The organism is Ectopseudomonas chengduensis, from assembly GCF_900102635.1.
GTDB lineage: Bacteria > Pseudomonadota > Gammaproteobacteria > Pseudomonadales > Pseudomonadaceae > Aquipseudomonas > Aquipseudomonas chengduensis.
This window is the reverse complement of the sequence record NZ_FMZQ01000007.1, coordinates 49,092-73,824: the sequence shown is the minus strand read 5'-3', so window position 1 is coordinate 73,824 and position 24,733 is coordinate 49,092. Positions and strand designations below refer to the sequence as shown.

General features: G+C 55.8%; 29 protein-coding genes. 19 read left to right on the top strand and 10 right to left on the bottom strand.

Translation table 11 applies throughout. The features are described 5' to 3' along the window. Positions 1-48 precede the first annotated feature (48 nt). From BLS08_RS12495 to BLS08_RS12435, 13 genes are all read left to right on the top strand, one after another. Positions 49-555 (top strand): hypothetical protein, encoded by a 507-nt coding sequence (locus BLS08_RS12495; protein WP_061363599.1) that lies wholly within the window; start codon positions 49-51, stop codon positions 553-555. Between the two features lie 103 nt (positions 556-658). After that, positions 659-877 (top strand): hypothetical protein, encoded by a 219-nt coding sequence (locus BLS08_RS12490; protein WP_017362226.1) that lies wholly within the window; start codon positions 659-661, stop codon positions 875-877. A 30-nt stretch (positions 878-907) separates the two neighbouring features. Further along, positions 908-1,132 (top strand): hypothetical protein, encoded by a 225-nt coding sequence (locus tag BLS08_RS12485; protein WP_017362225.1) that lies wholly within the window; start codon positions 908-910, stop codon positions 1,130-1,132. Positions 1,133-1,182: 50 nt separating this feature from the next. After that, positions 1,183-1,419: a hypothetical protein gene (locus BLS08_RS12480; RefSeq protein ID WP_017362224.1), complete on the top strand. Its 237-nt coding sequence runs from the start codon at positions 1,183-1,185 to the stop codon at positions 1,417-1,419. A gap of 10 nt (positions 1,420-1,429) precedes the next feature. Beyond that, positions 1,430-2,014 carry a hypothetical protein gene (locus BLS08_RS12475; protein WP_017362223.1) on the top strand — a complete coding sequence of 195 codons (585 nt, stop codon included), beginning with the start codon at positions 1,430-1,432 and terminating at the stop codon, positions 2,012-2,014. 33 nt (positions 2,015-2,047) lie between these two features. Next, positions 2,048-2,305 carry a hypothetical protein gene (locus BLS08_RS12470; RefSeq protein WP_017362222.1) on the top strand — a complete coding sequence of 86 codons (258 nt, stop codon included), beginning with the start codon at positions 2,048-2,050 and terminating at the stop codon, positions 2,303-2,305. A gap of 162 nt (positions 2,306-2,467) precedes the next feature. Then, positions 2,468-3,238 (top strand): hypothetical protein, encoded by a 771-nt coding sequence (locus BLS08_RS12465; protein ID WP_017362221.1) that lies wholly within the window; start codon positions 2,468-2,470, stop codon positions 3,236-3,238. A gap of 26 nt (positions 3,239-3,264) precedes the next feature. Beyond that, entirely contained in the window at positions 3,265-3,447 is a 183-nt protein-coding gene (locus BLS08_RS12460) for a hypothetical protein (protein ID WP_017362220.1), read from the top strand. Positions 3,448-3,497: 50 nt separating this feature from the next. Further along, entirely contained in the window at positions 3,498-3,845 is a 348-nt protein-coding gene (locus BLS08_RS12455; RefSeq protein ID WP_017362219.1) for a hypothetical protein, read from the top strand. A gap of 20 nt (positions 3,846-3,865) precedes the next feature. Further along, entirely contained in the window at positions 3,866-4,507 is a 642-nt protein-coding gene (locus BLS08_RS12450; protein ID WP_017362218.1) for a hypothetical protein, read from the top strand. After that, on the top strand, positions 4,507-4,857 hold the full coding sequence (locus tag BLS08_RS12445; RefSeq protein WP_017362217.1) for an ASCH domain-containing protein: 351 nt from the start codon (positions 4,507-4,509) through the stop codon (positions 4,855-4,857). The genes BLS08_RS12450 and BLS08_RS12445 overlap by 1 nt, the downstream gene beginning before the upstream one ends. Then, on the top strand, positions 4,854-5,069 hold the full coding sequence (locus BLS08_RS12440) for a hypothetical protein (protein WP_017362216.1): 216 nt from the start codon (positions 4,854-4,856) through the stop codon (positions 5,067-5,069). Before BLS08_RS12445 ends, BLS08_RS12440 begins: the two co-directional genes overlap by 4 nt. Before the next feature lie 136 nt (positions 5,070-5,205). Beyond that, on the top strand, positions 5,206-5,712 hold the full coding sequence (locus BLS08_RS12435) for a hypothetical protein (protein WP_017362215.1): 507 nt from the start codon (positions 5,206-5,208) through the stop codon (positions 5,710-5,712). A 36-nt stretch (positions 5,713-5,748) separates the two neighbouring features. On the opposite strand, the gene csrA is transcribed toward BLS08_RS12435, so the two are convergent. The 4 genes from csrA to BLS08_RS12415 are packed head-to-tail and all read right to left on the bottom strand — an operon-like array spanning position 5,749 to position 8,257. Then, on the bottom strand, positions 5,749-5,940 hold the full coding sequence (csrA, locus tag BLS08_RS12430; RefSeq protein ID WP_017362214.1) for a carbon storage regulator CsrA: 192 nt from the start codon (positions 5,938-5,940) through the stop codon (positions 5,749-5,751). 11 nt (positions 5,941-5,951) lie between these two features. Further along, complete coding sequence (locus tag BLS08_RS12425; protein ID WP_017362213.1) at positions 5,952-6,701, bottom strand: LabA-like NYN domain-containing protein; 750 nt, start codon at positions 6,699-6,701, stop codon at positions 5,952-5,954. After that, complete coding sequence (locus BLS08_RS12420; protein ID WP_017362212.1) at positions 6,698-7,705, bottom strand: hypothetical protein; 1,008 nt, start codon at positions 7,703-7,705, stop codon at positions 6,698-6,700. Before BLS08_RS12420 ends, BLS08_RS12425 begins: the two co-directional genes overlap by 4 nt. 39 nt (positions 7,706-7,744) lie before the next feature. Further along, positions 7,745-8,257 carry a hypothetical protein gene (locus tag BLS08_RS12415; RefSeq protein ID WP_017362211.1) on the bottom strand — a complete coding sequence of 171 codons (513 nt, stop codon included), beginning with the start codon at positions 8,255-8,257 and terminating at the stop codon, positions 7,745-7,747. A 547-nt stretch (positions 8,258-8,804) separates the two neighbouring features. Here BLS08_RS12415 and BLS08_RS12410 point away from each other — a divergent pair. Further along, positions 8,805-9,536, top strand: coding sequence for a hypothetical protein (locus tag BLS08_RS12410; RefSeq protein ID WP_017362210.1), 732 nt, complete (start codon positions 8,805-8,807; stop codon positions 9,534-9,536). A gap of 565 nt (positions 9,537-10,101) precedes the next feature. On the opposite strand, the gene BLS08_RS12405 is transcribed toward BLS08_RS12410, so the two are convergent. The 4 genes from BLS08_RS12405 to BLS08_RS12385 all read right to left on the bottom strand — a co-directional run bounded on the left by BLS08_RS12405 (position 10,102) and on the right by BLS08_RS12385 (position 15,876). Beyond that, positions 10,102-11,010, bottom strand: a complete 909-nt coding sequence (locus tag BLS08_RS12405) for a Fic/DOC family protein (RefSeq protein ID WP_017362209.1) — start codon at positions 11,008-11,010, stop codon at positions 10,102-10,104. 12 nt (positions 11,011-11,022) lie between these two features. Next, on the bottom strand, positions 11,023-11,220 hold the full coding sequence (locus BLS08_RS26055; RefSeq protein WP_026042062.1) for a hypothetical protein: 198 nt from the start codon (positions 11,218-11,220) through the stop codon (positions 11,023-11,025). 25 nt (positions 11,221-11,245) lie between these two features. Beyond that, complete coding sequence (locus BLS08_RS12400) at positions 11,246-13,114, bottom strand: hypothetical protein (protein WP_017362207.1); 1,869 nt, start codon at positions 13,112-13,114, stop codon at positions 11,246-11,248. A 1,622-nt stretch (positions 13,115-14,736) separates the two neighbouring features. Then, positions 14,737-15,876: a site-specific integrase gene (locus BLS08_RS12385; RefSeq protein ID WP_017362204.1), complete on the bottom strand. Its 1,140-nt coding sequence runs from the start codon at positions 15,874-15,876 to the stop codon at positions 14,737-14,739. Positions 15,877-16,568: 692 nt separating this feature from the next. On the opposite strand from BLS08_RS12385, the gene BLS08_RS12380 reads away from it, so the two are divergent. The 5 genes from BLS08_RS12380 (at position 16,569) to BLS08_RS12355 (ending at position 21,810) form a co-directional block, all read left to right on the top strand. Then, on the top strand, positions 16,569-17,336 hold the full coding sequence (locus BLS08_RS12380) for a type IV secretory system conjugative DNA transfer family protein (RefSeq protein WP_017362202.1): 768 nt from the start codon (positions 16,569-16,571) through the stop codon (positions 17,334-17,336). Then, positions 17,324-18,484, top strand: coding sequence for an ATPase, T2SS/T4P/T4SS family (locus tag BLS08_RS12375; protein WP_017362201.1), 1,161 nt, complete (start codon positions 17,324-17,326; stop codon positions 18,482-18,484). Before BLS08_RS12380 ends, BLS08_RS12375 begins: the two co-directional genes overlap by 13 nt. Positions 18,485-18,783: 299 nt before the next feature. Then, positions 18,784-19,863, top strand: a complete 1,080-nt coding sequence (gene parM / locus BLS08_RS12370) for a ParM/StbA family protein (RefSeq protein ID WP_017362200.1) — start codon at positions 18,784-18,786, stop codon at positions 19,861-19,863. Beyond that, positions 19,864-20,331, top strand: coding sequence for a hypothetical protein (locus BLS08_RS12365; RefSeq protein WP_017362199.1), 468 nt, complete (start codon positions 19,864-19,866; stop codon positions 20,329-20,331). Positions 20,332-20,898: 567 nt separating this feature from the next. Then, positions 20,899-21,810 carry a hypothetical protein gene (locus BLS08_RS12355; RefSeq protein ID WP_017362197.1) on the top strand — a complete coding sequence of 304 codons (912 nt, stop codon included), beginning with the start codon at positions 20,899-20,901 and terminating at the stop codon, positions 21,808-21,810. A gap of 49 nt (positions 21,811-21,859) precedes the next feature. On the opposite strand, the gene BLS08_RS12350 is transcribed toward BLS08_RS12355, so the two are convergent. Together BLS08_RS12350 and BLS08_RS12345 are read right to left on the bottom strand one after the other, a co-directional pair. Next, positions 21,860-24,247, bottom strand: a complete 2,388-nt coding sequence (locus BLS08_RS12350) for a DotA/TraY family protein (protein ID WP_081101733.1) — start codon at positions 24,245-24,247, stop codon at positions 21,860-21,862. After that, positions 24,244-24,726 carry a hypothetical protein gene (locus tag BLS08_RS12345; protein WP_017362195.1) on the bottom strand — a complete coding sequence of 161 codons (483 nt, stop codon included), beginning with the start codon at positions 24,724-24,726 and terminating at the stop codon, positions 24,244-24,246. The genes BLS08_RS12350 and BLS08_RS12345 overlap by 4 nt, the downstream gene beginning before the upstream one ends. Positions 24,727-24,733: the final 7 nt, after the last annotated feature.

The window sequence follows — 24,733 nt, the reverse complement described above, 5'->3', positions numbered from 1 at the left end:
CTCAGCGACATTGAGCTGGACCGTACCCCAACCTTCGATGAACGAGCCATGATGCAGCAGCCCTATTCGATATCCGCGCCGATCTTGTCCACCCTGCCGATACCGCGTCAGGTCGAAAACCATGCGGAGCAAATTGGCGTGAACACCTTCTATGCAGGCATCAAGGAACTGCCCTACCCGCTCAACACGGCATCCGTATGGATTAGCTGCCAGTGTGCCTGGCCGCATGAGGACCCCGATTACGAGGGTCTGATGTTCATTACGCTGGCGCTCAGAGCTGACCACCTATACCGGCAGTGCCAGGTGGGCGACATCCATCTCTCGCACGCGGTATTCCCCGGCACAGTATTTTCGACCAATCCCCTGGCCACGCATTGGCTCCAGCCAAACGTCCTCGACGCAGAATACGGATTCATCGGCCTCCAATGGGAGGTCAGCGCCAGCGACTACCACGCCCGTTACGAGCAGCTCCGCAAGGACCTGGAGCAGTTGGGGCCGCTGTCTGGGATGACTCAGGAGACTCTGCCGGCGGTGCTGGAGCCGACCGGGCTGTAGGCAGTTGCTATGCCCTGCGGGTGCTGAAAATTACGGTTGCTCATGCTTGATAACGAATATACAATATCAAGCATTCAGAGCCGTATTTTCGAGGAACACCCCGATGAGCACCGAACAAATCGAGCAGCTGGTCAAGCGCACCCAGGTCGAGTACTCCCGCATTGCAGGTGAGCCCGTTGAAGCGCAGCAGATCGGCAGCGCGATCTACGTGTTCGGCTCCGAGCTGGCTACCCTTCGCCTGTTCCGCAAAATGCCCAACAAGCGCCAGGGCTACAGCGCGAACCTGGAGCGCTTTTACTTCACCTTCGACATCCCTTTCTAACCCCGCGCCTGGACCTCGGAGGTCATGACAATGGACTCTCGCACGATCAAGGCTGCATTCGCTGAAGCGGGTATCAAGGTGCGTGTGCGGGCTTTCCCGCCGCGCACGTTCCGTGTGTGCTGCCTTGGCGACGTGCCTCATGACAAAGAGGCCTCGAAGGCCGTTGCCATCCAGCTCGGTCTGGTAGATGCAAGCGGCCAACCCGGTGGCAATTTCAACCAGGCGCACGAGATGTCCGTTCGCCTCCCGCGCTGAACCCCGCCAGCATCCAGCAGAACCTCGGGTTACCGAGGTAGGAGCCCCATATGTCCGAGATGATCACCATTCCACGCCTGGAGTCGAAAGGAGTCATCCTCCCGAAGGCCGACGGCAGCCAGCCGCGCCTGTTGCGTGGCGGCAATAGCTTCGAGCTGGCCCAGGCGGGCATGCCAGCAGAGCGTTTCAGCAACGGCGTGATCTTCGCCGAGGTAGATACCGGCCACGGTGTCAGCCACTGCATGATCGATGCCCGTAGCGTCGACTACAAACCCAATCCGGTGTGAGCCCAGGCCCATGAAGCCATCCACAAGTAAGTACATCGCCTTCGAGTCAGTTTCCATTCCTGACCTGTTCAAGTTGGCCCCTGGCGCGTTTGGCTTGTATCTGCCGGCCAGGGATGAGAACGGCAAGGTTCAGAAGAGCATGGCCAAAATCGCGGCCGGAGCGAAGTCGGCGGCAGTGCATGCGAAAAAGCGCTGTGTCGTGCAAACGCTGGTCATTCTGGAGCAGAGCGTAGAGGGGGAGATTCCAGCCCCTCAGCGCATGCTGAAGGTAACCGTGACCCCGATTGATCAAATCTCCGAACGTGGCCGGCGCTACAAGGAGTCGCAGAAGCCCGGCGAACGGGAGAAGGCGCTACAAGCCAAGGTGAAGGTGTTTGCCGTCAATCTGGATGGTGTCCATAACGTCATGGTCGCCGCCCCTTCGCTGAAGGCTGCGGCTGACCTGATCGGCACTACCGTCTACCTGATGCGCACCTACGATGCCGGGGTCAATGATGAGGACAAGGCGGTTGCGCTCGCCACCGTTGGCCAGGTGTTCCGCCAGGAAGGCATTAACGGTGCATGGGAACCCTGGACGCCCGACGCCAAGCGCTGACAGCGCTGTACCAATTACGTGGAGAGGATCGCCATGCAGCATAACGCCCAACCAGCTCCCGAGCTGATCACAAACCTGAAGGCAGTCAAGATCACCAACTGGAAGGAGTTGGTGCCGGGTGGCCACGTGCTGCACAGCGGGTGGGCAGTCCTCGACGTGGAGAGCAACCGCCTGTTCGCTGGCCATACGGGACGCTACCCATACCTCAACCAGAAGGCAGTCGCCCAACAGGTCGCGCAAGGCGGCCTCATCGCGGGCTTTGCTACCGTTGCCCTGGCAGGCGCTGCCTGACTCTCGCCCTCCCCTTCTCTCTCGCTGGGGCATGAAACAGCGCCAGCGAGCCTGATACACGCCCCCGACCTCAAATAGCGATTTCTTCAAACTCTCCGCTTCCATTTGCTTGATAACGAATATACAATATCAAGCATACATGACAGCCAGGAGTTACCCACCATGTCCATCGCCTACGACGCTCTCACCGTTACCGAGCGTGAAGCCGTTGACGAAGCGGTTGATGCCGCTAGCGCGAAGCTCAGCGACTGGGGCATCGATGTTCCCTTTCAGAAGCTGAAGGATGCTGTCGAGGAAGCCCTGGCCGGTGTGGTTCTTCAGTTTGTCCGCGCCCAGAAAGGTGTACAGGCTCCAGCCGCTGCGCAGCTCCCGGATGCCGATCCTGTGACCGCCGCCAATGAAACCGCTGACCTGTCCTATCGCCACCTGGGGTTGTTTACCTCCTTCCTGGCCAACACGCCTGCAGGTGAGAACGCCTGGCGCGAGATTGCAGCCAAGACCGATGGCACCGGAAAGGTTCTCTCCATTCATGCCGAAGACACCATTCGCCAGCTTCGCGCCGCAGGTTATGCGGTTGCAGAGGCAGGTGAGGTGGTAACTGGTGATGAGGACGCCATTCTGGCGGAGCTTGGCTTGCTTGACGGCCAGGATCAGCAGGCCACGGTTGTGGCTGCTGTACCCAAGAAGCAACTGGCACTGCTCAAGACCGATAACGGCCTTGCCCGCGTTTATTACCGTGGCCCCGCTGGCCTGTATTGCTTCCTTCAGCAGGACCGCCACCAGGGCCCTAATCAGTTCGGCCTTTTCCGCTGCACCGATAGCGGTGAGCCGGATTATCCGGTTGATATCGAAAAGTTCGAGGTTGACCTGGTGCCGGCGGGCGACTGCTCTACCGCGACTGCCTTCCGCGCCTGGCATGCCGCCCGCGCCTAACCCCACACATTCGAGCAGAGGCCAGCATGACTCCTGAACAACACGCCAAAGAAACCACGCGGCTCAAGAGTGCCATCACCCGTGCACGCAACAACGTGAAGGCCCTCCCGACGCTGGCCGAGAAGATCGAAGCGAAGAACAAGGTACGCGAGCTGGAAGACCAGCTGCATGACCACAAGCTCAACTACTTCGAGCTGGTGTCGGCGTAAGGCTGAATAGCCCCGCCTGCCCCGCTGACGCATTACGGACGACAAACCCGATGATCCACGCACAAGCACTCACCGAACCGCACCTGCTGACCGCCGAGTTGTTCGTCGCGTCTGCGGTGGCCACCAAGTTGACCAATCACGGCCGCCGCTGGCAGGTGACCTACGGCGAGCGCTTCTCGGCATTCTCCGACGAAGCAACGGCCGAGGCCGCCGTCGTGGACGTGCACCGGGCGACAGTGAACAACGCGCTCTACTTTCACCTGCCCGACGTATCGGTGCCCATGGCCAATAAGCCTGCCCTGCCACCGGCCGAAGTGCTGGCGCAGTACCCGGACGTGGTAGCCCGCTTTCCCGAGCTTGGCCTGAGTGCTGGCGCTCAGGGATGCCTGGCGCTGTAAACAGAGATCGGAGACCTGTCATGAGCCACAAAGACATCGCAACGCTCGCCGCGCACCTTCAGGCCCTGCTGGGCAAGGTTCCGAGCAGCCAGCTACACGCCGGCCAGGTAGCCGGGGATAAGCCAGGCATCCTGGCGGGCGACATGCCTGTCTGCCGCATGCGTGAAACCGCCGAGGGCGCGCTATACGCAACGCTGATCGTTGAGGGCATCAATGCCCTGCCCCAATTGCTGAACGCGCTGGAGACGCCTGCGCAGGCTGCTGGTGCAGCACCAGCAGATGAGGACAGTCCACTGCGCCAGCAGATCGAGGGCAAGATCAGCGAAACCCTGCAAATGCTGCCGGGTTTCAAGGCTGCCACTACAGGCGTATGGGCCAAGCTGCTGTATGCCGCCGTGGAACCCTGGCTGGCCGGCGGCCGTGAGGTCTTGGTTGTGGAGTCGGCCCCAGTTCCCCAGCGCCAGCAAGAGGCGCGCGGCGCGGATGGGGAAAAGCAAGCTCGCCTGGATGCAGTTACGGAGTTCTGCAATTACATGCTCGGCCAGGGTGAAGGCGAGTCCATGCCGAACGAGCATGCCCTGGAGCAGTTGGTGACGGACTGGGACAAAGCGCACAACGGTGCACTGCCCCATGACTCGCACCAGGCTGGAGAGGCGCAGTAATGCCGGCGTTTCGTGTGACCGCCGTGGCGGCGGAAGCGTTCCGCGCGGGACGCATGAGCCAGCATCGCGTTCCGGCCCCTGCTGGCGCTGAACCGCCGGTAGCGCCTGGCATGGTGATCGAGCTTGAAGAGCCTGCCCCGTACGGGAAGGTCATTACCTTGGGTCGGGTGCTGGTGCTGCAGATCGAGCGCCAGCGCCTGGAAGATATCAGCGATGAGGATATCCATGCCTGCGGTTACCCCAATTGGACCCTGTTCTCTGCCGACTGGACTCAGCTCCACGGGGCGAAGGGGTTCTCTTGGGACGTTGATCCGGATGCATGGGCAATCAAGTTTGAGGTGTGTCGATGAAAGCGATTGTTGGGTGGCAACGGGTTCGAGCTGGGCGTTACCGGCATGAGAGCGGGGCCCAGGTGTATCACGCTGCCGCGCAAGGTTCGGAGTGGGTGGCCGAGTTGCCTACCGGCGAAGTGGTGTCCGGGCTACAGAGCATGCAGGACGCCATGCATTGTGCGCAGCAGCATGACGGTGGCCAGGTACAGCCGGCTCGCAATATTGCATGAACCTCGCTATCTTGCTGCGCAAATCGCCACACGGCGGGAACTATCCGAGATCGATGCCCAGAAGCCAGCAATGAGTGCTGGCGCTGGCCGAAGTAAGCCGGTGGCGCAGCCGCTGGTCATAAGGGGAACATAAGTCATGGCGAAAGAGTTGAAGGTATTCGCTCTGAATCAGGGGGATGGCACACGTCGAATCGTGGCCTCTCCTACCAAATCGAGAGCTGCAACTCTGCTCGGCGTGAAGGGCTACTACCTGGACACCCACGGCGGCCCTACTGAGGATGCCGAGGAGAAGGAGCTGGCGCTGTCTGATCCTGGCGCTGTATGGGCTATGAGGCCCAACGGGAAGAAGTGGACCAAGGTGGCCGACTCGAAGAAGGCAGATGCTTTGCCAAGCCATGGCGGTAAGCGGCCGGGGGCTGGAAAACCACTGATCGGACCAGGCCCATCCAAGCAACGCGGCTTTCGCATGGATGATGAGAACTACGCCAGGTTCATGGAGTTGGGTGGAACCAAGTTCCTGCGCAAGGTTGTGGCCTCGGGGATCGACCTCACCAGCAAGGAGTGGGCTGACCTGGAGAAGCTTGGCGGTGTGGCCTGGCTGCGCAAGCAGATGGCTGCTGGCCTGAAGGAACTGAAAGGCTGAAACAGCAGCGCTAAGGCGACTGATAAAAAAACCGGCTCAAGAGCCGGTTTTTTGTTGGGCGATCTTCTCATCCTGGATACGCCGGTAGATTTCCTCCCGGTGCACCTCGACGTGCTTCGGCGCGCTTGTGCCGATGCGGACTTGATTGCCCACGACGCCAAGCACGGTGACAATGATGTCATCGCCAATGTTCAGTGTTTCGCCAACGCGACGGGTGAGTATCAGCATGGTGATTCCTTTCAGGTGAGTGGCTTGAAGGCTGAGCCTGAACCGGTTTTTCCGTTCCAGGCAGCAAGGGAGCCAGGGACGAATGCCCTGGATTCGAACATAGCGGCAGACAGTTGGAACACGCTGGTCCGCCAAGCAGGATCAGCGGCCGATATCGAGGTCGGGTAGCCGTCGAGGTAACGGTACTCGGCCATCATCGTTGATCGGTTGACGCGGATTATCTCGACAACGTGCTTACAGTTCTCAATGTCGTCAGCAGCCAATATATCGGGAACGATCATGGCCTGGACGAAGATATCGGCAGCCTCACGAAGCTCGCTGGAGATTCTGCAGATCGCCATCACTTCAACTCGAATGCCCTGATCTTGTAGAGCGTGCACGAGACGAACGAAATCGCCATCACCAGTGACCAGGACAACACGATCAAGGCGGCCGGCGTGTAGCATCACGTCAACGGTCAGTTCGACATCGCAATTGCCTTTGGTCACGACACTGCCGCTATCCTGACGATATGACTTGCATGGCTTGCAGTGAACCTTGCAGCCGGCGGCAATGATGCGAGCGAGGTGACGACTATGCCAGGTGGCGTAATCAGCGCTTTCTTCAGCTCGCGTTTCATCGAATGCCAGGTAGGCATGCATCTGGGTAACCAGGCCACTGGCTTCGTAATAGCGCCTGATGGTTTCGTAGCGGACTCTCTTGCCGCCATTGATTGAGATGTTGTCGCTGTCGACGTAGATTCCGGTACGCAGGCTGGTCATGCTGTCTTAGGTAGCTCTTTCTGGAGCGCGCCCATCATCTGGGGCTCATGCGGGTTGTCAGGCGCACCATAACACCCAATCCGCAACGATGGCTTGCCCCAGGCCTTGGCACCACAGACAGAGCACTGGAAGGTTGTCTTGCTGGCGCTCTTTGCTGGGTCCCGAGGTTCGATACCCTGTTCTTTGAGAGTGTCGACCAACACCGGCTCGAAGCGCTTCATCGGAGGTGCAGCAGGTTTGGCAGCCAGTTGTGGCGCTGGCGCTTGGGCAGCACCAGCATCATTGGCCTCGTTCCCGGCCGGCATGGATTCGATACCGAGATCGGCCATGCTGGTGCCGCCCTCCCCTTCTGCATCGCTGTTGGCCACGCGAGCGAGTGGAGCGATATCGCTGGCGCTGGAAACATCATCGTCATCGCTGGCGCTGGCCAACAGGGGATTCTTGGCAAGCGGCGAAGCTTCGATAATATCCGGAGAGGCCACAACTGGCAGCGGAAGCCTTGGCGGGAACCGGTCTACCCAGGACAAGGTGAACGTATCGTCAACCAGCTTGGAGCAGGCCTGATCGAACGGACCACCCTCGATCACGTAGGTCTGCACGTTGTCACCGACACGCTTGCCGCCAGGCAGGCCGGTATCGGTTGGCATGAGGCCTATGGCTTCGCACATATCGGCCCACTCGGTATTGCGATATCGCCGCCGAGGGAGCTTATCCCGCTTGGTGTTCAGTCGCTGATCGAGGCTGACCATTTCACGCACCAGGACACTGAGGGTTTCCTGAATGGTGCGCACGGCGAAGTAGCTTGGGTTGAGCGCAATCTCATGCGTTTGCTCGCCGTCAGTCCGGTTCTGGAACTGATTCGCTGAGAAGTACCCGTAGGTGTCGTGCTGGCGCTGAAGCGTGATCAGGCAGTACGGCAGCCGGTTGTCGAAGAGTTCTTGGTTGAAGAAGTCGTACGCCTTTTGCAGTTCGGCGTAGGCCTGCTGGGTAGGTTTTGAAACCATGACAATCTCCCCCGAGATGGATCGTACGATCCAGACCGCTTAGACCAGCAAGCGCAACGGCAGGCGCTCAGGTCGATCCGTTTGATTGGAGCTGAGCCAGTTGAGCTGGCTTGCTGGTGCTGGGTTGAAACTGGCCTGCCCCTCGATCACCGGGCCGATGAAACCGAAGTGTTCCCCGTCAACCTTGTGCACGAGGAGGACCCAGGTCTCCGAAGCAGCGTTGTCGATCATTCCCCAACGGCCGTCCCAAGTGATGCAGGCAAATCGAACCGTGCGGTTGACGATCTGCATGGCGCGGTTCATCCGGCGTTCATGGAAGTGACCGGCCAACACGAGACTGACCGATCCGCTGGCGCTGAGCAGGTCCGGGCAGGTGCCCATAGCGACATAGCGCTGGAGGGAGAGATTGAGCTTGCTGGAGCGAAGGAGTGAGTACTGCTCCAGGTAGGGCTCGCTCGCGTTATCTCCGGTCGAGCGCTGGATGACGCGCATCGGGAGTTTCGCGGAGACGGCGTAGAGCAGCTTCAGCCAACCTTGTTTCAGTCTTGTCATCGGTTCAGTTTTTCGGTAACTATGAAAAAGGATAGGTGTTATCACTATCGTATGATAACACTATATCGTGTGTTCATAGTGCAAGCCGGGGTGAACCTCCCCGCAGACTACAAGCGAGATGGTGATCAAGAAGAGGTTGACCTCTCACACCGTCGCTGCATTTGAATCGAAAGGGGCGCATTGGCGTGCGCCTTTTGCTGGCTATCCGAACAGCTGTACATAACAACAGGCTGTATGGAAATACACTATAGGAGTTAGGCTCAAAAAGAAACCCGGTTACGTCTGGCCTTTGCTGATCATCTTCTTGGCGGGAGAGTGAGCAAGGTAGGCGGCTGGCCTGCATCCAAACGCACCGGGGGTTCCACGCTATCTAGAACTAGCAATGGTTCATAGTGCGATGTAATCCTCCCATGACTGCGATCTAGAGTCAACGACTCAGATCGCAGTTTTGCCGTTTATTTTGATCGCACTGCGATCTTAGGCCCTCCCCCACCCCGCTTCCCCTCCCCTCTTCCGATCAGGCCAGCCTAACCAGAGCCTCGAATGCATGGTTAAGGTTGTCGAATTCATAGATAGCGCAATCGAGCGCCTGTCAGGATACGGGGAGAATCCCCGTGTCCTGCCGGCGCTTGTGCATGCGCTCTATGCACCGCAACCACACAATCCATTCAGCCAGCCTGGCGCAAGCAGGGTGACATTCAAATCGCTGCGCCATATTCCGTTCGGTGAACGTAAGCATAAGCCACATCAGATGCACAGCCAGTTCCGTGAGTCATGCGCGAAGGTGTTGAGCATACTGGTCAAGCGAATGGACATCAGGTCCCGCCAGTGCGTCTACGTGAACCCGGTCAAGAAGCGGACGCGCACGTTATATGTGCCGGAGATAGCTCGCTTAACTGGGCTGTGTGATCGCACTGTAACTCGCGCACTTGGTGCGCTGGTGCGGGCGAACTACCTGTTCAGGGACCTGAAGCATCGCTTCTTCCTGAGCCTGTCGCTGTTCCGTGACCTGAATCTTTCTCTAACGCTGGCGCGGCTGACGAAGCAGCTCATGGGGCTGGACCAGGCTAAAACCAAGGGCGTTAAGCCTGGTGCTAAGCCGATCCAGCAGAAGGGTCGTAAATCGCATTGCGATCTACCTGCAACGAATCCTGCGATAACTCCAGCGCCAGCACCTGAACCATTGCCACGCGAAACAAGCGAAGCCTCAAAGACAATCGGCAACCGCTTCCTTGATGCACTCCCCCTGTCGCTTCGGCGACGAAGACCAAGTGGGTAGCACTCTACCCCATCCCTTCTACGCCTAACGTCCTTACCGGCTCTGCTGGGGAATGCGGCTGCCCTTGATTCGTGGTTTCGGGCTAACTCCAGTACCACTAGGCACCAATCCGTGGATCGCAGTGCGATTTGACCACTGAAGCAACCTTTAAAGGGCGGCCAGTCATTGTACCCGTCCTCAAAAAGTCAGTTTTCCACAGGCCGGCTTAAAATTACTGTCACCACCTTTCCAGAAAAACTGTCATCCATAGTCATAGGGAAAATAAAGAATCAGTTCCTCTCGGGAACCTTTACTCACCTTCGGTTCAAGAGCAAAAGCAAAAGCACCTTGAGACTTGGTGTAGCACAGTGCTGTGCTAGAGACATGAATGCCTCTGTCCTTTGCGACGGGCAGCATGAGAGTAATCCGGCACCCATGTCTTGCTGATGCCGAATGGTTCATCGATCCACCGTACTGCATCGACGCGAAAGGACTCATGTGATCTGGTTGGCGTCGTTGAGATCGCAGTGCGATTTATTGAGGGCAAAAAAAAGCGCCCGAAGGCGCTAAAGGGGGTGCACGATATCTACAACCTGGGGTACTTCGGTTTAGGTTTGGCTTCGTCCTGGGCGATCTTGCTCAGAGCCTCGCGGAGCACGCTCGGACTATCAGCGCCTCGTTTAAGATGGTTATCGGCATCAGCCTGGATGCTTGTGCTTTCCCAGTCCCGCAACGTCTGCTTGCTGCCCTTGGCGTACATCTCCAAGTCCTTGGATGCTACCTGGACAGCATAGTGTGCAAACCGCTTTACGTGCTCAGACGATGCGCTCATGTTGCTCGGCATGTGCTGATCGTTCAGGCCAACCTTCTGGCGGATTTGCACGATCTTTTCCTGGATGGCGCTGATCGCGAACTTGTCTGCAAGGTCTTCGTAGTCGACCGCCGCCCGGAACATTTGGCGAATGCCTTCATGGTTACCTTGCAGGGCCTGGCGAGTGGCCGCATGGAACGCCTCGGCCGGCATCTCGCCCCACTTGATCTGCATGCCATTCTGTTCGGAATAGGCATCGAGCAGGCTACGGATCGCGCGGGCATTGCCGTCGGCAAAAGGGCTGATGGCATACAACTTCACATAGTAGTTGGCCATCTTGGCCGAGAACTCGCTGAGCGTCATGCCCTGGGGGTCTTCGTTGCCCAGAGCCTTCAGTACACGACCGACTTCCATCTCGACCAGGGCCGGAGGTGCAACTGACTCTGCGTAGTGGTCGCCCACCTGGATGCTGTCCTTACGGAAGTCACCGGCCCACGGGTACATATCCCCAAGCAGGTGCTTGTGAATCGACTTGAGATGCGCTTGGTCGAATGCGCCCTTGGGCAAACCTTCAGTTGCTCGCAGGGTCGAGAAGAGGGCGTCGGCTTCTCGGATGATCGCCTGGTCTGTGATACCGAAATGGTTGTCGAGTTGGATTGAGCGGAAGTTCGCGTGTCCTTTCATGGTGACCCCCCTTCAGTTACGCAGGCCGGCAATGACTTTCTGCCGGAGCTGCTCGCCGTCGAAGTCTTCGGTCCCAGCACTGTCGATCAGTTCGCTGAGAAGGTTCTTGCCATACTCGGTCGAGATTTCATGACCGCTCAGGGCTTGGGAGCCGAGCGCGTTTTCGAGCCGGTTGAGGCGCGCCATGGTTTCGGGCTTTTGTGTAGACATCGTTATGCCTCCAGGCATGGTGGTTTCAGATCGCAATGCGATCTACGTTTTTCTGAGGTTCGTGGAAAAGTTGGTGAAGCTCTTCGGCTATTGGCTTTGAGCTTTTTGAGGCGAAATGAGCCAAAGCTTCGGATATTGCCGTTTGTGCGCTACGTGAAAACTGAGAAAGTCCGCGAGGGGTTATTCCCAAGATTTCACCCAGCGCACGAATGTTGTTATCGCTTAGAAAGGCCTCTTTTTCGGTGGCGAGCACCTTCGAGGTGATTCCGAACAATGAGATCGAGGCTAAATCGCAATGCGATCTCGGCGTCTCCCAAAAGGGTAGGGGGGTGAGATTCATCCCGTTGTAAACAAACACCATTTGGAAACGGAACGGTGACCCGGCTATCGAACCAGCATGGCAATCGAAGATCAGTCCGTGGATAAGCTCTTGCACCTGGCGCATCGGATCGCAGTGCGATCTGGTCATGAGCCTGATCGTCGAGGCGATAATGTCTCTTGAAGTGAGAGCGCCACCAAGACCGCCACGCTGGTCCCGTTGAACTACCCGCAAGTAGCTTCCAAACGGGATGCGGTAGGTCGAAACATAGGCATGCGTTGCGCCAGCCCTGGCCGTGTATCTACCTGGTACTCGCGGCAACGCGACGCCAAATCGGCGAGCGGATGCCAATAGCGCGAGCTTCCCACCACGGTCATTGATGATGCTCGCCCGTTCGGTTAGTAGCCCAAGTGTCGATGCCGCAGAACCGAGCATCAGGTTGGCGTGGGCTGTAACGGAGTCACATGGACGGACCATATACAGGCCTGGCGTTATTTCTCTGTGGACTAGCCCTGCAATCTGCCGCTGCTCGCCCTGCGATATGAGCCTGGCTGTTGTGGCCGCGTCGATATGAACAAGCCATGTTGCTGGCTCAACTCCTGGCATTCGCCTGCCTGAAGGTAACTGGTGCAGATCGTCGAAGTGACCGAGGAGGGTCAAGCTATCGAGCACGTCGATACAGTCCTCTGATCGGTCGTAGACCGGATTCGTCCTGGGCGGAAGTGAGTCAACCGCCTGATCAAGATAGAGTCCAAGGCTGACCTTTCCGGCCAGCCGCTTAAGCGCCATCTCAGGTGCGTTTATGTCCATGGCTTTGGCCATCAGCCTGAAGGGTAGGGCGGTATCAGACTCTTCGAGGTCATCTCCAGCCTGGCTCACTGGCAGGTCTGGATGAAGTCTTGGTATCACTGCATCAGCAGACTGCTTATGCGCGTAGCGCCATGCGCCTTCGGTATGCCACACATCTCCTGATGCAATGCATGTTGGCTTTCCGCCCAGCATCACTGGAGTAACCATGTAAACGCGCGCAGCGGACGAATCTTCATGAGGGAGATCGCATTGCGATCTACCCGCTGAAACGCCGCACGCAGCCTCAACGACTGTAGTGAGGAGGCCCAAGGCTTCCCATGTCATCATCCAGTCGCGAAGCGCGGCTGCCGCACCATCCAGTAGACAGCGCCCTGCGCTTGCGATCTGATCCGGTGAATCCGCAGTTGTTTCATCGTTAGCGCAGCCATATCGCTCAGCGAGCTTCAACGCCAGTGATTCCTCAACCAGAGCCCGCGCATCAGCGACAGTCAGGCTCAGACCCAAATCGCAGTGCGATCTGTCGAAGGATGATGCTGCTACTACCAGGTGCAGCGTGGCAACGTCATGCCACGCCTGCATCCACGCCGAGAGTGGATCATCCAGCTGCAGCTCAGGCCTTTTCGCAAAGCCAGACATGCGTCGTACTGCGAACTGACACGCACGCTGAACCTCGTCATCCAGATCAGCTACAGCGGCGACGCTTATAGCGGATTGCGGGATGTCGAGAGGTAGATCAGCAGTTGGCCGGATCACGGTAGTCGTCATCGATAGAGTCAATGAGTACACGATATAAGAATACTGTACCACATAAACGGCTAAACATTGACCAAGCCCGGCGGTGCGTGACTCCGAGTTCAAATAGGGTCAACCGTTCGAGAATCCAGGTGGCCAGGGGTAATTGGTTGGCTATGTGGATTGTACGTCCACGTCATTGCACGTTAGTACGTTGACGCGGATAGTCGATTCAGTCGGCGAGATAGATCAATCAGTTGGCGATCAGGGTGTGCTTGCGACTGGTTTGTTTATGGTTGCCGATTGGATCACCTGAGAACGTGATTCGGTTTCTTTCGCTGCCGCTTTGGTGTGTTGCGCCCCCTGTACTGGGCGGCTGGCCTTATCGCCGGCCCGATTGGTTCGTTTATGTTTGCGCGTCTCCATCCTTGTAGCCGCTGATGCCGTGCCGCTGACGAGGTTTATGCGCTGCCGATTGGTTCGGTTATCTGGCTGACTGGTTCGTCTATGGTTGGCGGGATGGCTCGTTGGCGGCTCGCTGCCTATTTGGCCTGGAGCTCGCGCCATACGTGCGTTGGCGATATGGCGGCTCGCTGCGCTCGCCTCAAGAGCCATAGCGGCCGCCTCGCGGCCCCTGTGAGCCGCTAGCGAGGCTTATGTGTCGTGGGCGAGGGTAGGGCGCGTTATCGCCTTTACACGCGCGCTGGCGAGGTTATAGGGCCCGGCGCGGCCAGCATCAGCAATCATGCGTTGCTATGGTTGGCGAGATGCTAAGCATCGGTGCCGATTGGTTCGTCTATCTTGTGTGCGAGATGAATGCTGCTGGCCAGGTTGACCTGGATGTCGAGATGCTGGCTCGCTGCGCTCGCCCCGCCATGCATGCGCTTCGCGCACTCGTGACCGATTGGTTCGTCTATGTTGGCGGGTTATGCACTCTGGATCGCACTGCGATCTAATCGCTACCGACAATGCCGCGCTCGCGGCCGATTGGATCGTCTATCTTTCGCTTGTCTGCCGCAGTCCATGCCCTTTGGTGTTGGCCGGCAACGAAAGTACCTGTCGATCACCATGTAAATCATCTGGCTGGCGAGATTCACCCTTGATGGCGTGCATTTCGGCTCGCTTCGCTCTCCCTGTATCTCGTGCCGTGGTCGATTGGATCGTCTATCTTTGCGGGGAGCGCATTTCGCTCCCCGTATATCGCTCGCGCGTAGGCTGCATCTCTTTGCCGAATCGTAAATCGGTGACGATTTGATCTGGTGAACGACATGCTGGCTCGCTTCGCTCGCCCCGGCTCGACATTTCCATCGCTATCGAGTCATTGCATGGATGACAAGGGCTATATCGGGAACGAAAGCGAATAGTTTCGATGCCGAGAAGTACCTAGTAGACGACATGATGGCTCGCTACGCTCGCCTCGCGCCCTTCTTCCTCACTCGGACCGATGTTTCGTACTCGAAACTAATTGGCGAAAGCGATAACCTTCTCTCGATGCCGAGAAGAATGGTTTAAGACAGATCAGGGGTAACGACATGTTGGGCTCGCTGCGCTCGCCCTCGCAATACTGGATCGTACGATCCATTTTATAAGCGTCTTCGCGTTGCACGTCGACGCTTTGGATTATCACTGCCGCATCAGTCTGGCGCAAGCACCGGCTACCGCATGTAAAACTCAGCAATTGAGTCTTGGACGGTACTCATTGGTTTTTCGCTAAAGAACAAGTCACCCTGGCGAACCCTATGGGATACAGGGTTCACCTGCTTATCCCAGGTCATGATCTCATCGGCATCCCCAGGCCAAGGCCTTGGAAGGATAAACGCGAATCCCCTGTCAGATGTGCTATCTCGCGGTCCGTAGTACTTCTGGTTCGTCAGCATCGAATGACCAAGCATCGCAGCCAACTCGTACCTGGTGTACTTCAGGCTGCGCCTGACTTCCTCTGCGAATATGTGCCTGGCTGTATAGAACGTGACGCTCAACGAACCGGCCTGGTTGCCGTCTACATCAGTGCCCTCGTGATCAAGCTCGCCACCTGTGGCCCCGCACAGCCGCCTCCATGCCCTCGATAAGGTAGCCCTACTGGTGTTGTACCACTTCTTGAAATCCCCCGAACCGACGACCTCGCCCATAAAGTACTTCAGCTGATCAAGCTGATCACTGGGCCACTCATCAAGCAGGAGATGTCTTTTCGGTTTAAGAGGATTGTCATCCCTCCTGCCAGATTGTTTCAGGGTATGCACCTCAAGCACAGGGCCTAACGTCAGTTTTGTGTTTGGGCAGTAGTAGCTATCTAGCAGGCGAGCCTGCGGCCACTCCATAGGTCGCAAGCCAGTCATAGCAGTAAGAACCAGAAGCGCAACGATATTTTCCCCACCCTTATAGCGCTGGGCACCGGCAGGTGTTTCTTCTACAAGCTGACGCATCAAGGACTTGAATCCATCCTGATCGATGTACGAGGCATAGATGGAATTGTTGTCCGTGCCCATGAGCTGAAGATGCTGGATCAGATCACCAGCCTCCTTGTCGTCTTCAACGATGGCCGCCTCCCGCGATCCTGGTGGTAACCAGTTTCGTACGAACTTGGAACTCGGGTGCTCGATATCCTCCAGGTAAGCAGCCATCCACCTTCTGTAGCACTTCGCTGTAAGAGGGGAGAGTTTGTCCTCTACAACCCTCTTGTTCAGCCATGCAATCAGAGCGGCAGCATCAGCATCCACCGAACCAACCCCTGTCTCTTCTCTAAACCTCAACAACAGGTTTTCTGCCCTGTACCTGATTGAATCATCGAGTGGCATGTGCGGCTCCAAGGTGCTTTGGGTTGCTTGAATACAGCGCTGATGTCCAGGGGCATGCGTTTGGCGTGTATCACCCCAAACACATACCCCTTAATAGTCTTGCTACGGTTTTTACACCAAGCAAGGGGTGATACAGAGCATGATTCTAAGCCGGAAATATTCCCGCGCAACAGGTGATACACGTACAGCTTGCAAGGGGTGATACAGATCAAAGGAAAAGATGAATGTTGGGCTTCGTTAGGCGAGGGAGGTATGGGGAGGGCGAGGTATGCAGTGCTGGGAATGGACTCTTTGTGATCCCGGCAACCGGGCTCTAAGAGCAAGGGTGGGGTGGAGGACTAGGAGATATCTTAATGGAAATGGCTTCTCCAAACGCTTTCTGGCGATTAAGTAGCAAAGGGGCCAGTATCGGCACAATCACCCAACTATGGCTTTATCTGCCATAAAAAGCCATTTGTGCCAGTCGCCGCTTAAGATAGGTGTGTTTGTATCGGGTCGCGCACGGTTTCTATTGTGGTTTTTTAGGCTGATATGGCTTTTCCTGCCATTTTTGCCCGAAGAATGGGATATGGCCTTTATCGCCAGCTATTGGCTTTATATGGTTTAGTGATACAATTTCGAGCACCGTGGAGGTGCTAAGGCATCGGTATGCCTTAAAAATCCACTGCTCAATATCACCGTAAGAGGTAAAGATGGACTTTCAGGTCGCAGACGTAGCTGTGCCAGATGGCCTGCAAAACCCACCTGTTCTTCGAGAGTTGAAGGAGATGAAAGGCGGGGTAGTGGCAGAGGGCAAAGAAGCTGAGCAGGGGCTGCGCTTTCGCGCAGTGAGGGAGGAGGCGCTACGTGTTGGTGCGCAGACGGGACTAGCGTATCGCTATGGCCTGATCATGGAGTATCTAAACACCAATGAGCCAAAGCTCAACGTCACCTTCAGCTTTGCGGGATTCGTCAAAGAAGGTCGCCTACTGGTTCCCGCAATCGTACAGACTCCGAACCAGTTCATCCTCGATCAGGAGAAGGCAGAGGCGCGAGTAGTGCGTGATGCCTACACAATCGAGGAAGAGGCGAAGATCATCTCGGTCGTGCCGACCTGGCGCGACTACCTCTGGCAGCAGTATGGCTATCCGGAGCCGCCTCATAGTTCGATGCTTCCTCGGAGCGAAACTGAAGTGATTGCTTGGAAGGCAGGCTTGGATGAAGGCTGGAGAGCCGGCGTCCGGCAGGCCGACTCGATCTATCAGGATCGCCTCGCCTCGCTGACCAAAGCTGTAGAAGGGCGTCACCTCTATAAGACGCTTGAGTCCAAGGAAATGATTTCGCCTGCTGCGCTTAAGGTGGTGGCCAATCGTGTGACTTTCAATGGCCGAACCATGAACGTTGGCGAGGTGATCTACAGCATCAAAGACATCGCCAACTACAAGCAGTCAGGCGACTGGAGGCCAGTATGGACGCGCTAGGCCTTCCTGCAATCGAGTTCACTGAACCCCCAGTGTTCAATGTCGACACTCTCAACAAAGCATTGATGTATGTGATCGAGAACAAGGGTGACGACCTCATCCTGGTTACAGGCTATCCGTTTGGCATGATCTGGTCTGAACGTGTAGTCCGCCTTGGGGCGCGCCCGCTGATGACCGACGAGCTGCGAGACCTCTTGGTCCGTATCACAGACAACCCGAACGCTGCTATGGAGCTACAACAGCAGGAAGATATCGACTTCTCTCACGTTATCCAGCTAGGCCGAGGAAAAACACTGCGCTTTCGCGTCAACGCAACTGGATGCATGGGCTTGAATGGTGGTGCGGGCCTTGGGATTGTGTTTCGACCGATCACAGGAGTGCCGAAAACAATGGATGAGCTTGGAATGCCGCAAGCAATCCAGGAGGCGGCATTGCCGAAGAGTGGGCTTGTAATCCTGTGTGGACCAACTGGGTCGGGAAAAACAACAGCACTTGACGCCTTCATGAGAGCGCATGCGACTGACCCTATGGGCAAGCACATCCTCACCTACTACGCACCGATTGAGAATGACCTGTACTCGATTCCGAACCAGACAGGAATCATTGCTCAGACAGAGATCGGCAAAGGCTACGGTGCGCACCTTAAGACATTTGCTAAGGCTACGCGGAACTCGCTGCGTCGCCACCCGATGGTGATTGCCTACGGTGAGGCCCGAGACCGAGAAACAATTGAAGGAGCTGTGCTGTCAGCAATGACGGGACACGCGACCTACACCACGACGCACACCAACAACGTCCACATGGCGATTCCGCGTATGGCTGACGCCTTCGATGCTGGTGACCGAGTACGGATAAGCAACGGATTGATCGACCAGTCACGAATGATCATGCATCAGAGGCTGTTGCGTCGCAGGGACGGTCGGGGAAGAGTCCCGGTCAGGTCCTGGCTAGTGTTTACCCAGGACATTCGCTCACACCTGCTCCGTATACCTTATGACCAGTTGCCCAATGAAATTCAGAGGCTGGTAAAGGAGCATGGCCGCGACCTGCTCGTAGACGCAGAAGAGCAGTACGAACTCGGTAACCTTCATGAGGACGAAATGCTGGCCCTCAAAGCGGAGTTGAAATATGCCGATCACAACTCCTGACGGGCATCGGATCATTACGGCGCACGCAAGCAAGCAGTCGAAGGTCAGCCTCAAGCTCTTTGAGGCTCATACCAGTGTGCTCGTACCCTTGATGGTACTGCCGGTACTGCCGTTTCTAACCACCCTGAAAATCTCGCTCACTTGCGTCCTGGTGTTAATTCTCCTGGAACGCCGAGGTTGGTCTCTTAGGCTCGCCTTGAAACGACTTCGTTCAAGGATTGCTGGTCGCTATCGGCACAGGACAACACGCCGCACTCTCATCCGCAGAATCAAACTGAACTCGTAAAGGACAACCAATAATGAAAGCTCAAAAGAAGACAATCGTTCCCCGCCTCGTGGCTGATGACAACGGCTACGCCGACCACAAGATCGCCTGGTTTGATAGCGACCGCAAAATCTTGACCCTCAAGGTCCCGTCCCTCATTGAGGTAGGCTCTACCAACAGCCTATCGGATGCACAAGGTAATGCAGTGGGGGCGTACGAGGTCGGCGGGGTTCGCTACACCTGCGATCCTACCGTTAGGAATCCGATGAACATTCGCAACAGTGAGTACCCTACGAGCCTCGCTAACAGAGTGTTGGTAAATCATGCTCTGACTCGGGCTGGCCTTCTGGGGATGCCGGCGCGCATTGCCGTAACACTTCCCTTGCGCGACTACTACAACCAGGACGGCAGCGTGAACGAGACGCTGAAGGCTGCCACTATCAACAACTTCACCCAGGGAGAGGGTAAGACAGTCACGGTTATTGGTAGTGAGGCCCAGCCTGAAATTCTCTCAGTCAGCGCATACTGCGAAGCGCTATGTGGCTACTTCGACTGGGCTATGGATGAAGCCTGCAACATTCGCGATGAGGCAATGAACCTACAAGGTGAGATTGCTATCGTCGACATCGGTGGTAGCACGACGGATATCCTCGCTGTCCAGCTCAGTGATAACCGTCTGATCATTAACAACGCCTCATCTGGTACTGAGAAGGCAGGCGTCCTGGACGCCAAGAACGCTTTGGACGCAAAGGTGCGTGAGCACATGGTCAAGGAAGGGGTGGCGGTTAGCGGCCATGACAAAAGTCTGCCGGCATGGTTCGTAAATTTGATCATGCAAAAGGGGGAGGCTAAGTACCTGAGTAAGGACTGGAAACTCGCTGACATCCGTGACGAAGCTTGTGGTGAAGTTGCTGAACGCATCACTAGCTACATCCGTAGCAAACTCGGCAACCTTGGCAACTACCAGGTGATCATTGTTATCGGTGGAGGTGCCATTGTCTTCAAGCAATGGCTTGAGCAAATGTTGCCGGGTGCAGAATTCATGGATGAATTCGCTAATGCCCGAGGTGCTTTGAAATACATGGCCGCCTGGGGCAGCTTCGAGGATCAGTAATTGGGCGCGCCTAAGAAGAAACCGCCACACTCAACCTACGTCCGTAGGCGTGTAATCAACATCGTTGCCAAGGAAGGCAATGATGTTGACAGCAAACTACTGCAGGGGTTTGTGAGGATGCTGAATGAAAAGGCATCCCTTGGGGTGGATACTGAATGGATCGTTGGGGCGATGTTAGAGCGCTATAAGCGTGAAGCCTTCGTCGAGTCCCTAGGTTTGAATGGTCAGTTCCCGTTTAATCCGCAAGATTTAAGGCTGTCTTTGAACTCAACCACACCCGAGCCTGGTGAGTCCTCAGCGGTCGGTCATGCTGACCGAGGGGGAGAGGGGCAGAGCCTGAATGTGATTGCAGCGGCAACCCGGCCTGCAACCGAGCAGCCAAGAGCTGTTCAGAGTGAGGCGGAGATGCAGGTCGTGCAGGCTGTCATACCGCCGGATGTGAAAAGGGGATGGCAAGTCATGAGTTAGGGCCGCTAGTCGGCCCTTTTCTTTTGAGCTTCTATCTGAAGTTTTAGCATGCTGTTCAGTGCTGGGCCCTGAATCTCTACAAGAAGTGAGGCGGTTTCGTTCCTGTACAACTCCCTTGTCCAGTCTAGTGACTGGACAAAGCATTCCCATTGCCTCAGCCAAACTCGCTGCGCTTCCTCGATCCTCACGGTCACCCAACTCCCATCCGTCATTTCCTTAGCGGCCGGCCAGGCTTCTCTGAGAGCTTCTGCCGTGATCAGCCGAGACGGAGGTGTTTCGCCAAGATTCGATAGGAGGAGGCGAAACCACGCGGCCTTGCTAACGGCCTTGCCGTTCAGCTGTGACAGGAGTGATGCGCCTTCTTTAAGGTGATTTACTGACTGCGCTGTAAGTTTAAGCGCAATGTCATGGCCAGGGAGCGAAGGGCGTCCGGGTCTAGGTATCAGTTCGGTCACGGTAAGCTCCAGAGTTCAGTGATTGTGAAAATAGTTTATCAAGTCCTCTTGATAAATTAAAGAGGAAGGCTTAATATAGAGTCATAGGGTGTAGTGCCCGAAGGAGAATGTGATGACCTACAAAGCTGATAATGGAATTTTCGACTCTGCCATCGCTGATGTGCGCGCTGCGTCGGCCAATACGCCGGTCAACATCCCGTGGGCCAAGGGGTTGGCTTGGAATGCTGTCGGCAAAGTTGACGCGATGATTGTTCATGCTGGTAATGCTCTGGGCGTAGCGAGGAATACATCTGGCGACATCAAGCTCTACTATGGGCGTGAGCACGCAGGCATGCCGCTTTTCGCGATCTGGGGGGCATGGCGATCTGTGTTTGTCGCTGCGGCGCTGATCTACCTGATTTACTTCGGCTATGTGGCAGGCAAGACCAACGGCACGGCAAATATCATTGGATTCCTGGCCGGTCTGGCGGCTTTCTTCCTGTTTGCTGGTAAAGCTACCTACGCCATGTGGGCTGCACCAATCTACAACGTGATTGGTAAGAAGGGGTATGTTGGAGCGCTCTGGATTGCGGTGTTTGCCACTCTGGTGGGTGTGAGTGCAATGCTGGGTAGCGGTATGCGTATCTGGGAGGGTGGTGTGCGTTACACTCTTGATATTGCAGGGGTAATCCCTGACATCACTGGCCGTCGTGGCATTGCTGATGTGCTGAGTGTCGAGGCGCAGCGCCTTCACTGGATGTCGCATAGCCCGGTGAGCGCGGCAATCGGAAACCTCTTTTACACCGGCTTAGGGCTTGCCGTGGTGCGTGGCGCAGCTTGGGTGTTTGATCGGGCATTCTTCGTGTACCTGTCCCGTCATTCGGCAGCAAATATGGTAGCTGCATCTAAAGTGCCGTCTCACATCCTCAGCGCGAGCGGGGTGGAAGGGTTCGCTTATGCAAACGGCGGGGCGTCTGGCGGTTACGTCATCCTGTGCGGAGCGGCGATGCTGGTTGGCGTAGGGCTTATGTTCCTCGCCTATTGAAAGGCTGTAATGAAAAACGCCCCTATTGAGGGGCGTTTTTTTTTGCCTGCTAAACGTGCTTCGGCTTAATTCCTGCTGGGCTAAATCCTGGTGCGGCTTGCGCTGGCGATCCAGGGTTCTGCATTCGATGCCCGGCTGCTTCAGACTTGTGGCCGAATGCCGCGACATTTGTGCGAGTTTCACGCTCTGCGCCACTGTCGCCCGTGACTTCCTGGCCGCCATTGACCCAGCGTAGACCGCGCTCAAACAGCTCAGAAGGAAGCGAGAACATGCGAACCATGGCGGTGTAGGCAAAAATTGTAACGACAGCCATCGCACCAGCTATGACGAAGGGATTGATAAATCCAGAGACCAGGACGCCATTGATGTAGTCAATGAGCCAACTCATGAGAACACCAATAGGGCGCATTAGGAGCAGAATCGCAAAGAAACCGACGACACGCCAAACTGGGCCAAGAAGGAGGCCGATCATGAGCATGTAGCCCTGCCTGGTGTGCTCTGTGCCCCATCCCTCTTTCTCGGCAGTGCCATGTGCTGCCAGCCAAGCAGGGCTTACAAGAAGGCACTCGACAAAGAATAAAAGCCAAGACAGGAAACCCATGAACCACTGTACAACTGGGATTGTAGGTAAAATAACGCCAAGGGTCAGACCGATAATAAGTAAGTAGAGAATGATCATATTGAAGAAGGGGCCAACCTGATCAATAAAGCTCTGTACTCCTGCTTTGATACCTTCTACTGCGCCGACTGCGACAGAGCCAGGCGCGCCTAGCAAAGAACCAAAACCAAACGCGAAGTTGTCAGCGGAGTTCTTTGCGCCTTTAGCAGTCTCTGCAGTGCCGGTTAAGATTCCAACAGCTACCGATGAACCAATGGTTTTGGCCCAGAAGATAGTTTCGGCAATAGCGCCTGTGGCATTGCCAAAGTATTGAAGGTTGATAATCGGGTCATCGCCATTTCGGAAGGCCATCGCACGGAACGATGCAGCAAATGCTTCATACATAATGTTCTTGATGCCATCCATTATGCCCTTGCCTTCACTACCAGCATCTTCTATTGCAGATAGGCTATAGCTATCGATGTCAATATTTGCTGTTCCATTATTAGAATTTCCGCCAGTCAGACGTTTAGCTTTTTGGAGTCCTGAAATTCGTGCAGACAGCACACGCAGGCGCTCATCGTTTCTGAAAGCATCATCGAGTTGTGGTGGGGTGTGCTCGGCAGAGAAGGCCTTAGCAAGTTGATTGATCTGCGATTGAGACATCATTTGCTGCCAGAAAATAGTACCGAGCGCAGGCCATCCAGCCTCCTTTGTTTGTTCTACCCAACTCGCGCCATCGTTTTTCTTAGTGATGATATCGTTTACTGCTGTCGCGATTATTCCCTGTGTTTTAGTGTTGTATGTAGCTACTGCCTCGTAGTACAAGCGCAAAGCTTCGGGAGTCTTATTTTCTGCCTCAGCCCGTGCTTTCTCATAAGTCGACTGCTGTGACTCACCTCCGCTTTGTAGAGCAAGTAAAGCCGATTCATCGTGCAGGATGATTTTTGCAACCGCTTGTACCTTTGGAAGTGTCGAAGCAATCACCTCTTGGTGTTTGGCAGCAATGGCTGCTGGGGCGCTGTGTGCAGATGAGTATGGGTCTGAAGGGCCAGAAAAAAGAGAAGTAAGAGTACCTGCGTGCTCAGAGCTTTTAGGAGAAAGAATAGTGAATGTAATCTTTCCACAATAGCCAATGCGCGGATCAGACTTCTGTGAGGACTCGCCTGGTTCGGTATGGTCGTAGGAATATTCCGTTACCGAACCTCCGCCTTGCGGGGAAGGTCGTTGGGTCGTTTGACCTTTGATAGTTTCGAAGTTAGTTACACCGTTGATATATTGGCGGCAAACCTCGGATGCGACCCAGCTCATCACTACAGCAGAACCATCGGCTAAAGCTGGAGAGCGATACGCGCCATTGTGGTAAAGATAATCGAGGCCTTTACCCATCACATAATTTGCGAAAGAATTGCTCTTCTCGGCAACAGTAATAACACCATACTGTAGCGTCGAATACCCGCTGGTCAGCGGGATAAGCAGTATCACTGCGGCTGTAATTCGAATGGGCATCCAGAATGAAGAAATAACCTGGCCGCCTGGCACGCCCTTATTGCCAGTTTGAATAACGAATGTCGTCGCCCCTACCACTGCTAGCCACGCCATGAGTGATAGTGCGCCAAGGTTTATAAATCGGGAAACGGTCGAAAGAAGAGAGACTTCGCCATAGTTCGAATTTCCGCCACCAACGATATACTCGATGATGCGCTGACCAAAATCTGTACCTGTAGATGATGAGAAAACATCCGCGATCTGTCCATTCATGGCGGGTGTAATCGAAGGTTCAGCAGCGATGGCCGCGCCAGTCAAAAATATTAAAAGAAAGCCAAATGTTTGTTTCATGGCTTGGCCGCTCCGTTATTCCTTTGTAGGAGTTCGTTGTTTATGTTTCGGCGTGACTGGACGCTGACAAACAACTTGCAGGCAATGAAGATAACCAAAGGCACGCTGTAGAGCAGCCACGTTGTCACCTCGCCAAATCTGAAAAGGGCACCAAGCCCTTTTGACAAGGTTATGAGAACCCAAAGGAGTAGGGGGCTTAAAAGTAAGATCGTCCGGGCATGCAGGGAGGCCGCGTATGACAGCTGTTCGTCACTGTAATCATCGTAAGAGAGGCGCAGGGTAGCGTCCCTCTTTTGCTTTCTGAACGCAGCTCGTAGCAATGGAAAGCTGGCGCGATATTTTACGTCGTCGGCCCGCCGCTTCCAGGTGTCTACTGCCGCGATGAAGCGAACGGTTTTGCGTGTCTTGTGGAGAAGGCGCGTCTTTTCCTGCGGAGCCGCCTCATCAGGGCTGCTGGGCTGGGCGTTTGCGTCTGGCATGAGGTGA

Bases quoted from the DNA above. Each gene is read 5' to 3' on its own strand.
- BLS08_RS12425 (WP_017362213.1), bottom strand. From the start codon at position 6,701: ATGACCAGCCTGCGTACCGGAATCTACGTCGACAGCGACAACATCTCA.
- BLS08_RS12435 (WP_017362215.1), top strand. From the start codon at position 5,206: ATGGCGAAAGAGTTGAAGGTATTCGCTCTGAATCAGGGGGATGGCACA.
- BLS08_RS12455 (WP_017362219.1), top strand. From the start codon at position 3,498: ATGATCCACGCACAAGCACTCACCGAACCGCACCTGCTGACCGCCGAG.
- BLS08_RS12350 (WP_081101733.1), bottom strand. From the start codon at position 24,247: ATGAAACAAACATTTGGCTTTCTTTTAATATTTTTGACTGGCGCGGCC.
- BLS08_RS12400 (WP_017362207.1), bottom strand. From the start codon at position 13,114: ATGACGACTACCGTGATCCGGCCAACTGCTGATCTACCTCTCGACATC.
- BLS08_RS12355 (WP_017362197.1), top strand. From the start codon at position 20,899: ATGACCTACAAAGCTGATAATGGAATTTTCGACTCTGCCATCGCTGAT.
- BLS08_RS12450 (WP_017362218.1), top strand. From the start codon at position 3,866: ATGAGCCACAAAGACATCGCAACGCTCGCCGCGCACCTTCAGGCCCTG.
- BLS08_RS12460 (WP_017362220.1), top strand. From the start codon at position 3,265: ATGACTCCTGAACAACACGCCAAAGAAACCACGCGGCTCAAGAGTGCC.
- BLS08_RS12490 (WP_017362226.1), top strand. From the start codon at position 659: ATGAGCACCGAACAAATCGAGCAGCTGGTCAAGCGCACCCAGGTCGAG.
- BLS08_RS12410 (WP_017362210.1), top strand. From the start codon at position 8,805: ATGGTTAAGGTTGTCGAATTCATAGATAGCGCAATCGAGCGCCTGTCA.
- BLS08_RS12405 (WP_017362209.1), bottom strand. From the start codon at position 11,010: ATGAAAGGACACGCGAACTTCCGCTCAATCCAACTCGACAACCATTTC.
- BLS08_RS12375 (WP_017362201.1), top strand. From the start codon at position 17,324: ATGGACGCGCTAGGCCTTCCTGCAATCGAGTTCACTGAACCCCCAGTG.
- BLS08_RS12380 (WP_017362202.1), top strand. From the start codon at position 16,569: ATGGACTTTCAGGTCGCAGACGTAGCTGTGCCAGATGGCCTGCAAAAC.
- BLS08_RS12420 (WP_017362212.1), bottom strand. From the start codon at position 7,705: ATGGTTTCAAAACCTACCCAGCAGGCCTACGCCGAACTGCAAAAGGCG.
- csrA (WP_017362214.1), bottom strand. From the start codon at position 5,940: ATGCTGATACTCACCCGTCGCGTTGGCGAAACACTGAACATTGGCGAT.
- BLS08_RS12475 (WP_017362223.1), top strand. From the start codon at position 1,430: ATGAAGCCATCCACAAGTAAGTACATCGCCTTCGAGTCAGTTTCCATT.
- BLS08_RS12345 (WP_017362195.1), bottom strand. From the start codon at position 24,726: ATGCCAGACGCAAACGCCCAGCCCAGCAGCCCTGATGAGGCGGCTCCG.
- parM (WP_017362200.1), top strand. From the start codon at position 18,784: ATGAAAGCTCAAAAGAAGACAATCGTTCCCCGCCTCGTGGCTGATGAC.
- BLS08_RS12485 (WP_017362225.1), top strand. From the start codon at position 908: ATGGACTCTCGCACGATCAAGGCTGCATTCGCTGAAGCGGGTATCAAG.
- BLS08_RS12415 (WP_017362211.1), bottom strand. From the start codon at position 8,257: ATGACAAGACTGAAACAAGGTTGGCTGAAGCTGCTCTACGCCGTCTCC.
- BLS08_RS12465 (WP_017362221.1), top strand. From the start codon at position 2,468: ATGTCCATCGCCTACGACGCTCTCACCGTTACCGAGCGTGAAGCCGTT.
- BLS08_RS12440 (WP_017362216.1), top strand. From the start codon at position 4,854: ATGAAAGCGATTGTTGGGTGGCAACGGGTTCGAGCTGGGCGTTACCGG.
- BLS08_RS26055 (WP_026042062.1), bottom strand. From the start codon at position 11,220: ATGTCTACACAAAAGCCCGAAACCATGGCGCGCCTCAACCGGCTCGAA.
- BLS08_RS12480 (WP_017362224.1), top strand. From the start codon at position 1,183: ATGTCCGAGATGATCACCATTCCACGCCTGGAGTCGAAAGGAGTCATC.
- BLS08_RS12385 (WP_017362204.1), bottom strand. From the start codon at position 15,876: ATGCCACTCGATGATTCAATCAGGTACAGGGCAGAAAACCTGTTGTTG.
- BLS08_RS12470 (WP_017362222.1), top strand. From the start codon at position 2,048: ATGCAGCATAACGCCCAACCAGCTCCCGAGCTGATCACAAACCTGAAG.
- BLS08_RS12445 (WP_017362217.1), top strand. From the start codon at position 4,507: ATGCCGGCGTTTCGTGTGACCGCCGTGGCGGCGGAAGCGTTCCGCGCG.
- BLS08_RS12495 (WP_061363599.1), top strand. From the start codon at position 49: ATGATGCAGCAGCCCTATTCGATATCCGCGCCGATCTTGTCCACCCTG.